The 14,034-nt window shown below is 41.4% G+C and carries 11 protein-coding genes and 2 pseudogenes; 3 read left to right on the top strand and 10 right to left on the bottom strand.

The window, feature by feature from the left end; genetic code table 11:
- Nucleotides 1–111: 111 nt before the first annotated feature.
- From JQC92_RS18035 to flhA, 10 genes and pseudogenes are all read right to left on the bottom strand, one after another.
- A pseudogene (locus JQC92_RS18035) lies at nt 112–477 on the bottom strand (ParA family protein); the annotation flags it as partial.
- Between the two features lie 16 nt (nt 478–493).
- Nucleotides 494–907: a hypothetical protein gene (locus tag JQC92_RS18040; protein WP_205000943.1), complete on the bottom strand. Its 414-nt coding sequence runs from the start codon at nt 905–907 to the stop codon at nt 494–496.
- A complete protein-coding gene (locus JQC92_RS18045) occupies nt 900–2,027 on the bottom strand; it encodes a protein-glutamate methylesterase/protein-glutamine glutaminase (protein ID WP_205000944.1) in 1,128 nt (375 codons plus the stop codon). The genes JQC92_RS18040 and JQC92_RS18045 overlap by 8 nt, the downstream gene beginning before the upstream one ends.
- 69 nt (nt 2,028–2,096) lie before the next feature.
- Complete coding sequence (locus JQC92_RS18050; protein ID WP_205000945.1) at nt 2,097–4,289, bottom strand: chemotaxis protein CheA; 2,193 nt, start codon at nt 4,287–4,289, stop codon at nt 2,097–2,099.
- Between the two features lie 15 nt (nt 4,290–4,304).
- Nucleotides 4,305–5,042, bottom strand: coding sequence for a protein phosphatase CheZ (locus tag JQC92_RS18055; RefSeq protein WP_205000946.1), 738 nt, complete (start codon nt 5,040–5,042; stop codon nt 4,305–4,307).
- 13 nt (nt 5,043–5,055) lie between these two features.
- On the bottom strand, nt 5,056–5,439 hold the full coding sequence (cheY, locus tag JQC92_RS18060; protein WP_129946614.1) for a chemotaxis response regulator CheY: 384 nt from the start codon (nt 5,437–5,439) through the stop codon (nt 5,056–5,058).
- Between the two features lie 22 nt (nt 5,440–5,461).
- Complete coding sequence (locus JQC92_RS18065) at nt 5,462–6,181, bottom strand: RNA polymerase sigma factor FliA (RefSeq protein ID WP_205000947.1); 720 nt, start codon at nt 6,179–6,181, stop codon at nt 5,462–5,464.
- Nucleotides 6,174–7,055 carry a MinD/ParA family protein gene (locus JQC92_RS18070; protein ID WP_276315819.1) on the bottom strand — a complete coding sequence of 294 codons (882 nt, stop codon included), beginning with the start codon at nt 7,053–7,055 and terminating at the stop codon, nt 6,174–6,176. Before JQC92_RS18070 ends, JQC92_RS18065 begins: the two co-directional genes overlap by 8 nt.
- Before the next feature lie 4 nt (nt 7,056–7,059).
- The gene (gene flhF / locus JQC92_RS18075; RefSeq protein WP_205000948.1) at nt 7,060–8,481 is read right to left on the bottom strand and encodes a flagellar biosynthesis GTPase FlhF; all 1,422 of its coding nucleotides are present in this window, start codon (nt 8,479–8,481) and stop codon (nt 7,060–7,062) included.
- Between the two features lie 11 nt (nt 8,482–8,492).
- Nucleotides 8,493–10,592 (bottom strand): flagellar biosynthesis protein FlhA, encoded by a 2,100-nt coding sequence (flhA, locus tag JQC92_RS18080; protein WP_205000949.1) that lies wholly within the window; start codon nt 10,590–10,592, stop codon nt 8,493–8,495.
- Nucleotides 10,593–11,162: 570 nt separating this feature from the next.
- On the opposite strand from flhA, the gene JQC92_RS18085 reads away from it, so the two are divergent.
- From JQC92_RS18085 to JQC92_RS22735, 3 genes and pseudogenes are all read left to right on the top strand, one after another.
- On the top strand, nt 11,163–11,576 hold the full coding sequence (locus JQC92_RS18085) for a hypothetical protein (protein WP_205000950.1): 414 nt from the start codon (nt 11,163–11,165) through the stop codon (nt 11,574–11,576).
- A 368-nt stretch (nt 11,577–11,944) separates the two neighbouring features.
- Nucleotides 11,945–13,561, top strand: coding sequence for a methyl-accepting chemotaxis protein (locus JQC92_RS18090; RefSeq protein ID WP_205000951.1), 1,617 nt, complete (start codon nt 11,945–11,947; stop codon nt 13,559–13,561).
- 125 nt (nt 13,562–13,686) lie between these two features.
- Nucleotides 13,687–14,034 (top strand): annotated as a pseudogene (locus JQC92_RS22735) (IS6 family transposase); the annotation flags it as partial.

Here is a 14,034-nt window from a genome sequence, read left to right on the forward strand (position 1 = left end):
TTCTGGAAACGCTCACTAAAAACAAATTTGCTTTTGATATTTATCACCAGAGTTGGACTTCCTGCTCTGGCGAGCTCGCTTGTATTTGTGACTTTAGATCATATAGATCTGATCAGTCCCGATCAAAGCTAAAATTCGTTTTAATACCAGCCCCATGCCATCAACATGACCTAGCTTTCTGTCTACGGTAGCCAAAGCCATCGTTGCAGGAAGTAAATCTAAATGTTCGACTGACGTGGGTACAATTTGGCAGGTGATTTTATCAAGTGTGAGTTGATCGTGGGCTTCAAATAAATCGTAAAGAGAACCAGGGACTTCTTCAGGATCTACACCTAAGTAATATCCCAGCGAAGCATGAGGATCTGTATCAATAACCAATACTCGCTTACCCTGCTTTACTAATACGCCTGCAAGGGTCACGACGGTTGTTGTCTTACCTACACCGCCTTTTTGATTAGCTATCGTCCAAACTTTCACTTAGGGATTCCCGCAGTCATTCTTGTCTCGTTGTTACCCTAATCCCACCATGAGGTAACTTGTAAGTTTTGATGTCTTTACTACCAAAATCAGTTACCGAAGCTTGAACTTTAGTCCGCTCTATCTTCTTTTCAGAGGATGTTGGCTTCGGCTGAACAACATCTTGGTTGTTCATATCATTACGTTTCTTTTGTTCTAGTAGAGAATCTATTGATTCAGGATGAGATTTTAGCCACTCACTCAGAGCATCAGATTGCTCATCAGGTACCATCAACAAAATTTGTGACTCCCTGAGTGACTTAGCCTCATTTTTCAATTTCGAATTTTTATTTCTTAGATCAAAATATAGCGCAGAAACAGATAAAAAAGCTGTCGTTAATAAAAATAACGCCAGCTTAAGATAAATGCCACCTGAACTCGTACTAGCCACTGGCAGACTCTTTTAAAATTGCATCAGCCATACTATCAAGCGGAATTGATTTGCTTGACAAGCCTGCATTAGTTACCGCTTGCGGCATACCATAGACCACACAACTAGCTTCATCTTGAGCCCAAATAGTTGAGCCTGCAGACTTAAGCAATCTTGCACCTTCTCTTCCATCAGCTCCCATTCCAGTAAGCACAACAGAAAGCACGTCACCAGCAAACGCTTTGGCCGCTGAAGCAAAAGTGATGTCTACGCTCGGTTTGTAGTTCATCTCTTCTTTACCAACCAATACTTTTAAGCGACCGTGAGAACCACTTCTGTCCACCATCATCTGCATGCCACCTGGTGCTAAATAAGCGCAACCTGGCTTTAATAGATCGCCATTCTCTGCTTCTTTTACTTCGATTTTGCACAAACTATTTAATCGACCAGCAAAAGCGGGGGTAAATGCAGCAGGCATATGTTGAACAAGTAAAATTGGATGCGGATAATTCGCAGGAATTTGAGTGAGAATTCGTTGCAATGCAACAGGGCCACCCGTCGAAGTACCGATCACCAACAATTTATAACGTTTACCACTGGCTTTTATGACCACTTTAGGTGCTGGAGTATCATCTATATCGGTTTTAGCACCAACGGTCGAAAAGCGCTGGCTCAACGGTCGAGTTGTTGGTTTTATTTCAGCTTTTTTTGTTATTGGCGTTCGTGGCATACGCCTGAATAAACGGCGCTGTCCTAATTCTTTTACTTTTTGCTGTAATAGGCGTATTGCTTCATCACGATTGGTCGCAATATCTTCAAATTTCTTTGGTAAAAAATCCAACGCACCAGCATCTAATGCATCAAGCGTTGCTTGTGCACCATCGTGGGTGAGTGAAGAAAACATTAGAATCGGCGTAGGGTTTTCCGCCATGATCTCTCTAACTGCTGTAATACCATCCATGATCGGCATTTCGATATCCATGGTGATCACATTCGGTTTAAGCTCTGCAACCTTTTTTGTTGCATCCAAACCATTAGTTGCAGCTCCAACGACTTCCAGTCTTGGATCTTGGGAGAGTATTTCACTGACTCGACGTCGAAAAAAGCTTGAATCATCGACGACTAAAACTTTAATAGTCATTTAAATCCTTTTAGATACAAAAGCACCTTACTTTTCAGGCACTTATCATTTTTCTATTTTGTGTATCTTTTATTTTCGATTTGCGTAATGCTTGAGTAAACCAGGCACATCTAAGATTAACGCAATTCCACCATCTGAAGTTATTGTAGCACCAGCCATCCCAGGAGTGCCATGTAATAGCGTACCTAATGGCTTAATGACAACTTCTTCTTGACCAATCAATGCATCAACAACAAAACCAATTTGAATTGTACCAAGTTGAACAATTACAACATGACCATGTTGTTTATCACCATGTCTAAAATCAGTATCTCGATGCAGCCAATGTTCAAGATAGAATAGTGGCACTGCTTTCTCACGTACAATAACGGTCAATTGACCATCTACGACATTGGTTTTGGTCAAGTCTAAGTGGAAAATTTCATTAACACTAGAAAGTGGCAATGCAAAAGTTTGCTCAGCAACGTCTACCATTAAGGTCGGCATGATAGCCAACGTTAAAGGTACCTTAATTTCTAATACGGTGCCTATGCCTCGTTGAGAATCGATGTGAACCGTACCATTAAGCTGGGTGATACGTGTCTTAACTACGTCCATACCCACACCACGGCCTGAAATATCAGATATCTCTACTTTAGTAGAAAAACCAGGAGCAAAAATCAGATTATACGCTTCATTATCTGACATACGTGCAGCTGAATCTTCATCAAGTACACCACGACTAATAGCAATCTGCTTTAGCTTCTCAGCATCCATACCTGCACCATCATCTTCAATTTTAAGAAGAATGTGGTCACCCTCTTGGCTTGCAGATAGAGTAATTGTGCCAGTTCTTGACTTATTATTCGCTTCTCGCTCATCAGGCATTTCAATGCCGTGATCCACTGAGTTTCGAACTAAATGAACCAGCGGATCAGCAAGTGCTTCAACTAAGTTTTTATCTAGGTCGGTATCTTCACCAACCATTATAAGGTTGATGTCTTTATTGAGGGTTCGAGCAAGATCTCGAACAACACGAGGGAAACGGCCAAATACTTTCTTAATTGGCTGCATTCGTGTTTTCATTACTGCACCTTGAAGGTCTGCAGTAACTAAATCTAAATTTGCCAACGCTTTTGACATTTCTTCGTCGTCTCGGTTGACACCAAGACTGACGAGGCGGTTACGAACCAATACCAGTTCACCCACCATATTCATGATCTGATCTAAACGTGCAGTATCAACACGAACCGTTGTTTCGGCCTGAGCACCACCTGCAGCTCTTGCTGGAGCATCCTTCTTAGGCGCTTCTTTTTTAGGTTGGGCTACTTTTTTCGAAGCTGGTTTCTTGGTTTCTACGCTTTTAGGGGCTACGGGACTTTTTTCAGTTTTAACGGCTTGAGTTTCTATCTCAGGAACGGTCGGTGCGGCTTGTTGATTAGTACTTGGACTCGCACTCTTGCCATGCAGCTCATCTAATAATGCCTCAAATTCATCATCGGTAATTTCATCGTCTGATTTTGATTCAACAACGTTAGAAGCACTTTCTGATTCCGCTTTAACCGGCTCCGATACATCAGCTTTAAAGCCGCCTTTGCCATGTAAGTCATCAAGCAATGCTTCAAATTCATCATCAGTAATATCAGTTGATGCAAGAGATTCAGCTGAAGTTTGGGGTACTGATTCAGTAGTTGAACTTCCCGCTGCGCTAGGAGCGTTACCTGAACCATGAAGCGCATCTAATAAGGCATCGAATTCAGATTCAGTGATATCATCTATTGAATCACTACTCTCATCAGTGATAGGTTCAGACTGCCCATGAGTAATTTCTGGTTCAGGCTCAGGTTCTTCTTCAACAACAGTCTGATCGTCACCGACTTCAGATGGCAGTGGCTCACCTGAACTTAATATTTTAAGAACAGCAAGCAGCTCATCTGAAGCAGGATCTTGTTGTTCACCCGCTTGAGTTTGCCCAAACATCGAATTAATTGCGTCTACAGCTTGTAGAATAACGTCCATTAATTCGGCTGTTACACTACGTTTACCCGTGCGAAGTAAATCGAAGGTATTTTCAGCTTCATGACAAACGTCAACCATTGGCGTTAAGCTTAAAAAGCCCGCACCACCTTTAACGGTATGGAATCCACGGAAAATGGCATTAAGCAGATCTGTATCGTCAGGGTTGTTTTCCAGATCGACTAATTGTTCTTGTAATAGCTCTAGAATTTCACCAGCTTCGATCAGAAAATCTTGGAGAATTTCTTCATCAACTGAAAACGACATGCAATTGACTCCTTGTTAGAATCCTAGACTTGATAGCAAGTCATCGACTTCATCTTGTCCAGTGACAACATCTTCCCTTGTATCGGCATTAACAATCGGACCTTCAGCTTCAATTTTATTTATTGTGGAAGGATTTTCGTTTTCATTCGATTGTTCACCGAAAATGGTTAACATTGAAATTAAGTTACTCTCGACTTCATGCACAAGAGTAATGACCCTTCGGATCATCTGCCCCGTTAAATCTTGGAAATCTTGTGCCATCAGAATTTGATTTAAAAGATCTCTCAAACGTACTGAATCATGACCACTTCGCTGCATCATATCTTGGATATCAAAACACAATTTTTTAAAGTTTTGTAAATCCAAATCACGAAGCATCAACCTATCCCATTGAGGTTGAACATTATTGATATTGGTAATTAACGCATTAGCGAGAGGAAGAGACTCTTCGACAGCATCCATCGTCTTGTTCGCAGCTTGCTCAGTCATATCAATAACGTAATTCAAACGCTCTTTAGCATCTGGAATATCGGTATTGGTTAACTCTTTAAGACGATTATCAACTTGGAATTCAATCAGAGCACTATGAAGTTGGCGAGTTAGCTTGCCAATTTCATCATAAAGATCTTTTTGAAGAGGAGAAGCCAACTCTTTAAGCAGCTCATCAGCTTTGTGTTGCTCACCAGCAGAGAGCAACTCAACAAGCTCTTGAGCTTGCCCAAGGCTAATTAGCCCTGTGATTTCTGCCTGCATAGCTCATCCTTGATTAGCCTAGTCGTTCGAAGATTTTATCTAGCTTCTCTTTAAGCGTTGCAGCAGTGAAAGGTTTTACAACATAACCATTAACTCCTGCTTGCGCTGCAGCAATGATTTGTTCACGCTTAGCTTCAGCTGTAACCATCAGAACAGGAATGTTCTTTAACTTATCATCAGCACGAATGGCTTTTAATAGGTCAATACCCTGCATACCAGGCATATTCCAGTCCGTTACAACGAAGTCAAAGTCACCCTTTTGTAACATTGGCAAAGCGGTTGTTCCATCGTCTGCTTCTTGGGTATTGTTGAACCCCAAATCACGCAACAAGTTCTTAATGATACGTCTCATCGTCGAAAAGTCGTCAACGATTAAGATTTTCATATTCTTGTCCAAGGTTTCCTCCAGGTAACTCTATTTATTCTTGCGTCCAGTCTCGTAGCTTACTTTTGAGTCGCATCATCGCTTGACTCATAATTTGGCTTACACGTGATTCACTCACTTCGAGAACGGCGCCAATTTCTTTTAAATTCAAGGCCTCATCATAATAAAGTGACAAGACCAATGCATCTCTTTCTGGTAATTGTTTGATCCCGTCGACTAAAGCATGCTGAAAATGCTCATTCGTTAAAGAATCAAAAGTTTCATCTTCTGGCGTATTCTCAGTTGAAATCACATCTTGTGATACACCTATGTCATCCATCCCGATAACTTTTCCTGAGGATACATCATTCAGAATTTGGTGATATTCATCTATCGATAGGTTGAGTTCTGCCGCAATCTCTTGAACAGTAGCTTCACGGCCTAACTCTTGTTCTAATTTTTCTATTGCTTGAGAAACCATACGATGATTACGATGTACCGAACGAGGTACCCAATCACCTTTACGAATTTCATCAAGCATAGCACCACGAATGCGGATCCCAGCGAACGTTTCAAACTTTGCGCCTTTAGAGCCATCAAATTTCGAGGATGCTTCGAGTAACCCCATCATGCCAGCTTGCAGTAAATCATCAAGTTGAACAGATGCTGGTAGTCTCGCCAATAAATGATGAGCGATTTTCTTAACCAACGGGGCATACTGTTCGACTGTCGATGTTTTATCGTCAAAACTAGTATACGCAGCGGCTTTATTCACTCGATCTGTCCTCTTCCTGCTCAGGCCGTTTAACTAGACGTTCAATAAAGAACTCTAAATGTCCTCCTGGTTGCTGTGGAATTGGCCAACTAATAATTTTATTCGCCAAACCATGATAGGCAATTGTAGCAGGTGATTTAGGGAATGCTTCTACGACCAGTTTCTGTTTACGCACGGATTTGCGTAAGTTTTCATCAAACGGAATCGTTGCCACCAGTTCCAATGCTACATCAAGGAATCGATCTGTCACTTTGCTTAATTTAGCAAACAACTCCATTCCTTCACGCAGGCTTTTCACCATATTTGCGACAATTTTAAAACGGAACACACCGTGTTCGCGGCTTAAAATCTTAATTAAGGCATATGCGTCAGTGATTGAGGTAGGTTCGTCACAGACCACGATGAGTACATCTTGTGATGCGCGTGAGAAACTCAACACCATATCTGATATACCTGCTGCCGTATCGACAATCAGTATGTCAAACTGGGTTTTCATTTCGCTGAAGGCGCGTATAAGACCAACATGCTGTGCTGAATTTAGCTCCACCATGGCCTGAGTGCCTGATGTTGCAGGAATGATACCGATACCTTTTGGACCTCGAACGATAATATCGTCCAGTTCTGCTTCACCAGATAATACGTGAGATAGGTTTTTTTCAGCTCTAATGCCTAGCATAACGTCGACATTAGCAAGACCTAGATCGGCATCTAATACCAAAACTCGCTTGCCTTTCTCGGCAAGAGCTACTGCTGTATTGATTGAAGCGCTGGTTTTGCCCACGCCACCTTTACCACCACTTACGGCAATAACTTTTACTTTTTCATTGTTTGGTTGATTCATCATACGTAAACCGCTTGCTTGATCTTGGGTCATTGCTTTACTCAAATGCATGGGCTAGTTCGGTTGCCCCCACCGGTCGTTGAACAAATTCTGGCTCAGATTCATCTAAGACAGATAATGCTTGCTCTGCAAGCTTGAAGGTATCAGCAAGATGAATATCTTCTGGTACCCTTTGGCCGTCAGTCACATAATTTAATGGAAGCTTATTAGCGATTAAGACACTTAATGCACTTGCTAATGAAACTGACTCATCTAATTTGGTTAAAACAGCGCCTGCTAATGGCACTCGTTTAAAGTATTCTACGGCTTCCTGCAACACTCTTCTTTGAGCTGTCGCAGACAATACCAGATAATTACGGATAGGTATGCGTTTATTTGCATTTAAATTATCAAGTTGTTGATATAAACGCTGATCTCGCTGCCCCATACCTGCCGTGTCTATCAATACCAGTTTTCTATTTCTGAATTGATATAAAATTTGTTCCAATTCACTCACATCATGAGCAAGTTTTACTGGGCATCCCATTATTTTGCCATAAGTTGCCAGTTGCTCATAGGCTCCGATGCGATAATGATCCATTGTAATCAATGCGACGTGGTCATTTCCGTGTTTCGCTGCAAATCTTGCTGCAATTTTCGCCAACGTTGTTGTTTTTCCTACACCTGTTGGGCCTACTAATGCCACAACACCACCTCGATGAACGATGTCATCACCTTGATTATCGAGTAGGTTCGCTAAACTTTGTGGCAATGCTTTAACTAAATCTGCTGGTTTGTAATGTTGAGTCAGCTCAGACAACTGTTTCGCTAACGTCGGTGTAAACTCAGCTTCAAGCAGTTTTGTTTCGAGCATCGAGCCAACAGGATCAACTTGCTGCTTTTTTTCTGTCATCAAGCTAGAAACTTGATGCGTTAATAAACTGCGTAATGACGCTAACTCATCTCTCATCGCTTGCATTTCATTACTTACAGGAACGGCTGTTTCTGTTTTTGCTTTCATTGTCTGACGATGATTTTGAGCTAGTGCAGCTTGCGAGTTTCGGCTGGCTTCAAGCCCTTTGGCCCAAGAAGGCATGTCAAGTTTATCTTTAGCTTCTTGTTCTTGCTGTTGAAGCTTAGCGTGTTGACGCTCCAATAAAGCTTGTAATGAATCCGCCGGCGCAGCCTTTGGCGTTTTCATTGATTTCTTAACGGGTGAAACCTCCGCCGGCTTCGTTGCACGAACTGTGTTGGCACCAATTGAGACTCTGTCGTCAGACAAATCCATAAATGAGCGTTTAGGGATCTTTGGCTCAGCTTTCACTTGTGGTTTTGGCTCATCGTAATCAACTGCGGCAACGATCTCGATACCACCGTCTACTTTTTTGTTGGACATGATTACAGCATCAGAACCCAAGGTTTCCTTCACTTGTGCTAATGCTGTACGCATATCTTTGGCAAAAAAACGTTTTATCTTCACGGCTACATCCTCTACTGACCGACAGCTGATACAATTCTAATTTGTTTCTCATCGGGAACTTCTTGATAAGAAATCACCCTTAAGTTCGGAATAGTGTGCTTAACAAAGCGTGACAATGTCGAACGCAGCATTCCCGATGTCAACAATATGGCGGGCTGACCGGCCAACTCTTGCTGCTGCGATGCGTCGTTTAACGACTTCTGCATACGCTCTGCAAGGCCTGGCTCAATATTTGGTCCGTCTCCACCTGTTGCCTGCATAGACTGATGCAACATCTGTTCCAACTCTGGAGCCAAAGTTATGACAGGTACTTCTAATTCAGGTCCAGCGATCTCCTGAACAATCATTCTTTTCAATGCAATTCGTACTGCAGCAGTCAATACTTCAGTATCTTGACTCTTAGTACCGTACTCCAATAAGGTTTGTACGATTGTCTTCAAATCACGCACTGAAACACCTTCATGCAATAGATTTTGCATCACTTTAACCACAATGCCTAATGACATCACTTCTGGAATCAATCCATCTACTAACTTAGGCGACTGTTTTTGTAAAATATCAAGTAATTGTTGAACTTCTTCATAACCAAGTAGCTTAGAGGCATTGTTAGTAAGCAATTGACTGATGTGGGTTGCCACTACGGTTGCGGCATCAACCACGGTATAACCCAATGTTTGAGCATGTTCACGCTGCTCTGGTGAAATCCAGACCGCATCAAGGCCAAAGGCAGGGTCTTTAGTCTCTATTCCATCAAGTTTTCCATAAACTTGGCCTGGGTTAATGGCCAACTCACTGTCATGGCGAATTTCAGATTCACCAACCACTACGCCCATTAATGAAATTTGATAAGTATTTGGCGCTAAATCTAAATTGTCGCGAATGTGTACTGCTGGCACCAAGAAACCTAACTCCTGTGACAACTTTTTACGAACACCTTTAATCCGCGTCAGTAATTCGCCGTCTTGTGCTTTATCAACGAGAGGGATTAAACGATAACCCACTTCAAGGCCAATGGTGTCAACATGACGAACATCTTCCCAACTTAGTTCTTTAACTTCTTTGTTATCTTTTTCAACAGGCGGCGCTTTGGCGAGCTCTAATGCTTGCCGTTGTTTTTGCTTATTACGACGAAACACAAAATAAGCAGCACCTGCGGTGAGTAATGCAAAGCTGATGAAAGCAAAGTGTGGCATGCCCGGCACCAATCCCATGATCATCAGCAAGCTGGCAGCAATCATTAATGACTTATGATTGTCAAACATCTGGCTCATCATCAGCTTACCCATATCGCCAGACTCATTTTGTCGCGTCACCATTAATGCCGCAGCAATTGAGAGCAACAAGCCTGGGATTTGGGCAACAAGACCGTCACCGATGGTTAGCAAAGTATAGATTTCAACAGCACTCGATAAATCGAGCCCGTGCTGCACCATACCAATAACAAAGCCACCGATAATGTTAATAATCAGAATCATGATGCCAGCGACAGCATCACCTTTTACGAATTTTGACGCACCGTCCATTGCACCGTAAAAGTCTGCTTCTTGGGTAACATCTTTGCGTCGCTCCTTGGCTTGTTCTTGATTGATGAGTCCAGCATTTAAGTCCGCATCAATCGCCATCTGTTTACCGGGCATCGCATCTAGCGTGAAACGAGCACTCACCTCAGCGATACGGCCGGCACCCTTTGTGACAACCACAAAGTTAATAATGATGAGAATGATAAATACAATTAAACCAACAGCGTAATTTCCACCAATAACCACTGAACCAAAAGCTTCGATGACCTTACCTGCTGCATCACCACCGTTATGACCTTCCAGTAATACCACACGGGTAGAAGCTACGTTCAAGGCCAAACGAAGTAGGGTTGCGATAAGAAGTACAGATGGAAAAGCAGCAAAATCCAATGGCCTGTCGGTGTAAATTGCGACTAGAAGTACAATTAAGGCTAACGCAATATTGAAAGAAAATAAGGTGTCGAGTAAAAGAGCCGGCATTGGCAAAATAATCATCGCCATCGCTGCCAATACTAACAAAGGAGTACCAATCCCTTTTAGATTATTGACATTAAACTGTTTAACTTGACCTAGCGTTGCTTTTACATCCATTACCGATAGCCCAAAGATTGACGCAATATAATAACATTTATCGATAAAGCATTTATTAGGCCAGAAATATAGCTATGTTATAAAAAGTGCGAATTAATTATCTTTAACTTGTGTAAGAAAGCTAATTTTTTGATCATAAATTGAATTAGAAAGTCTAGGGAGCATTTATCTTTCAGGATTAAATTTTGTGCTATTTGAGCATTTGCCTGCTCAAGGCATTAGCAGTGAAGCTTGGTCATCTAAGTAAACAGGTCATAACACAGAACAATGAATGCTCAAAAGCATCGAAAAAATAGAGAGCTTGAATTGGTTGCTCTGTTAAAATAAAAAGTGCTACGTTACCGCTTGTTGATTTGGAAGAGAAGTAACCACAGTTTTATATGTCGGTAATAACCAAACCTCACAAGCCCTGCCTTGCATAAAATAACCAATTTATCGTTGCAAAAATAATCATCAAAGATCAACACACTTAACTCAATCGAAAAGACTTCTGCATTCACTGTCAGTTCAATAATCTCTGTCTGCGCAATTAATGCGTTGCTGAAATTGATAAATCGATGAGAAATTAATATGTCTATTCAACAAATTTCTATGCAACCCCTAAAATGGAATGGTTATAAATTCGAAAGTCTAACAGATGATCAAGTAAGAGCAATAGCTGCAGCAGCTCAACAATTCACAATTGAAAATGTAGGACACAACGATAATAAACCTAATGCCATTCAAATACCTTACAAAACATCTGTTTTAAACCGGACAAGTACGATTACTTTTACAGTAAGTAATGAAGATTCTAATACCAATGACATTAAACTGAGCTTTAAATCCTTTAATTGGCTCGGAAACGAAATATCAACGAACAAATCTACTAGCCTATCTAATCAATTTATTAAAGAAGGAGGTATTGAAGGTACACTAACTCGTGCTAAAGGTCGGCAGCATGCGTTTAAATCGCAACTCCACCTGATTACCTTAATTCATTAAACAAGTCACATTTGCCTAATAATAGCTACAATCAATTAGAGAAGTTATACAGATTCCTAGGTATACCTATGCCTGCTTCTTATTGCTTTGTCCGTGCAAACCTTGTGAGAATAAAAGCTGACCCGCAAGAAAAATGGTAAATACCAAAAAGGAGATAGTGGCTTAATTGGTTTCAGCTGCTTCCACCCAATTCTTCAATATATTATCTAAATCAACGTTTGGCGTGATTTAGATCACTACTCTTTGTGCTCACTTCAAATGTGAACTTTATTTATACAAACAAGCCTGTATATGGAATTTTATTATTAAGACTTATACATGGCTGACGATATATATTCATTACCTGACAAAAATAAGAACCGAACATTATGTCAAAGCCTCTGTCCATTCGTTCTCTGGTGTTAACAACTCTAGCGATAATATTTCTTATCGTACTTGCATTTACATTATGGTTTGGTTCATCGAGTCAGCGGGCTCACTTAGAGGAATATGCTCAAGATCATACCCATAGTTTAACGAAATCCTACTTCGATTCTCTGAACACCATGATGCTCACAGGCACCATTGGTAACCGAGAGCTTTTGCGTAAAAAAATGACGGCAGAAGACGAGATTAAAGATATCCGCATCATCAGAAGCCCAGCATTGAATAAAGTCTTCGGCAAAGGGCTCCCAGGAGAAAGCGTTCAAGATAACTTTGATGAACAAGCCTTAGCCGGCAAGATAATTAATACCATAACTCAATCGAAAGATGGCAGAGTACTGACTCGAATCGAGCCAATTTTAGCAAAAGCTGATTATCAAGGAGTTAATTGTTTGGGCTGCCATCAAGTTTCTGAGGGTACCATTCTTGGCGCAACTCGTATTGATTACTCACTCGCGAAAAGTGATAAGCAACTTGAGAAAAGTTTATTCACCAGCGCTCTAATTCAAGCTACTCTGTTTATACTGGCATTTATCATTACTGGCTTTATTCTTAACCATTTCGTCATTAGTCGATTACGACTTTTGCGACAAACGATGACACAGGTTACTGAACAGTCTGACTTAACACTTCAATTGAGAGTCAATCGTGAGGATGAGATTGGTGCTGTCTCGAAAACTTTTAATCAAATGGTTTCCCGAATCAATGATACGCTCTGTACCGTCGTCACTAATGCCAGAGAAGTTAACGAAAGTGCTAAGAGTATTGCCTCAATGGCAGAAACGACGAAACATGAAGTTATCGCCCAAAAATCAAATACGACTCAAGTTGCTACGGCCATGACAGAAATGGCAGCATCGGCAGAGCAAGTTAAAGCTAATGCAGTAACAACCTTTTCACACTCGCAAACAACCAGTTCAGCCGCCTCAGACGGAGAAAATAGAGCTCAGATTGCCGTAAATGCCATTGAAACACTCAGCCAAGAAGTACAACAAGGTGCTGCAAAAATACAACAACTCAATCACCGTAGTGACGAAGTTGCAGCTGTACTTTCGGTAATTTCAGGGATTGCAGAACAAACCAATTTACTGGCATTAAATGCAGCCATTGAAGCAGCACGAGCTGGAGAACAAGGGCGAGGTTTTGCAGTCGTTGCGGATGAAGTCAGAACGTTAGCATCTCGCACTCAAGAATCTACACAAGATATCCGTAAAACCATTGAGGGACTGAGGGAAGAAGCCGCTGACTGTGTGCAAATCATGGATAAAGCTTCCGATTTTGCTCAGCAACAAGTGTCTGCTATTCAAACTGTAGCTGAAGAGCTAAAAAACATTAATGTCTCAATTGATGAAATTTGTGAGCTGAATGCGCAAATGGAAACAGCGGCCAGTGAGCAAAGCCATGTATCTGAATCCATCAACGCTAATGTCATCGATATTAGCCAATCTGCTGAAACGACATCAATTGATGCTGAAAGCACCGCTGAAATTGCAAATAAACTGTTGGAAATGGCAGATAAATTAGAACAGAGTGCGATGCAATTTAAGCTAAAAGATAAATGAGGGTTCTGTCGCATCTTTGCAGCCTAAAAAACACTCAAGCAGATATTTTGATGTCACACAACTTTTGCTTTTTGAAGTAACATTCTGCAAGCCTAAAAAATAATCTGAACCTAAAGTAGTCGAATATGAGTTTGAGCTTCCGTAAAAAACCGTATTCATCAGCCACCATTTTGATGGCAGTGAGGTGGTATGTGGCCCACAAACTCAGTTAACGAGATATTGAAGAGTTACTGAATGAGCGTGGAGTTGAAATTGACCATGCTACGATACATCGCAGGGTTATTGAATACGCACCTCAGCTGGAAGCGGCTTTTAGAAATGGTAGAAAGCGCTCAGTATCTAGCTCATGACGGATGGACGAAACCTACATCAAAGTAAAAGATCAGTGGCATTACCTGTACCGAGCCGTTGATAAATTCGGTGATACCATTGATTTCATGCTCAGTGAGAAACGGGATGAAGCGGCGGCCAGA

Source organism: Parashewanella hymeniacidonis, from assembly GCF_016900895.1.
GTDB lineage: Bacteria > Pseudomonadota > Gammaproteobacteria > Enterobacterales > Shewanellaceae > Parashewanella > Parashewanella hymeniacidonis.

Excerpts from the sequence above, each read along its gene's own strand:
- JQC92_RS18055 (WP_205000946.1), bottom strand. The coding sequence starts at position 5,042 with ATGCAGGCAGAAATCACAGGGCTAATTAGCCTTGGGCAAGCTCAAGAG.
- JQC92_RS18050 (WP_205000945.1), bottom strand. The coding sequence starts at position 4,289 with ATGTCGTTTTCAGTTGATGAAGAAATTCTCCAAGATTTTCTGATCGAA.
- JQC92_RS18070 (WP_276315819.1), bottom strand. The coding sequence starts at position 7,055 with ATGACCCAAGATCAAGCAAGCGGTTTACGTATGATGAATCAACCAAAC.
- JQC92_RS18090 (WP_205000951.1), top strand. The coding sequence starts at position 11,945 with ATGTCAAAGCCTCTGTCCATTCGTTCTCTGGTGTTAACAACTCTAGCG.
- flhA (WP_205000949.1), bottom strand. The coding sequence starts at position 10,592 with ATGGATGTAAAAGCAACGCTAGGTCAAGTTAAACAGTTTAATGTCAAT.
- JQC92_RS18085 (WP_205000950.1), top strand. The coding sequence starts at position 11,163 with ATGTCTATTCAACAAATTTCTATGCAACCCCTAAAATGGAATGGTTAT.
- JQC92_RS18045 (WP_205000944.1), bottom strand. The coding sequence starts at position 2,027 with ATGACTATTAAAGTTTTAGTCGTCGATGATTCAAGCTTTTTTCGACGT.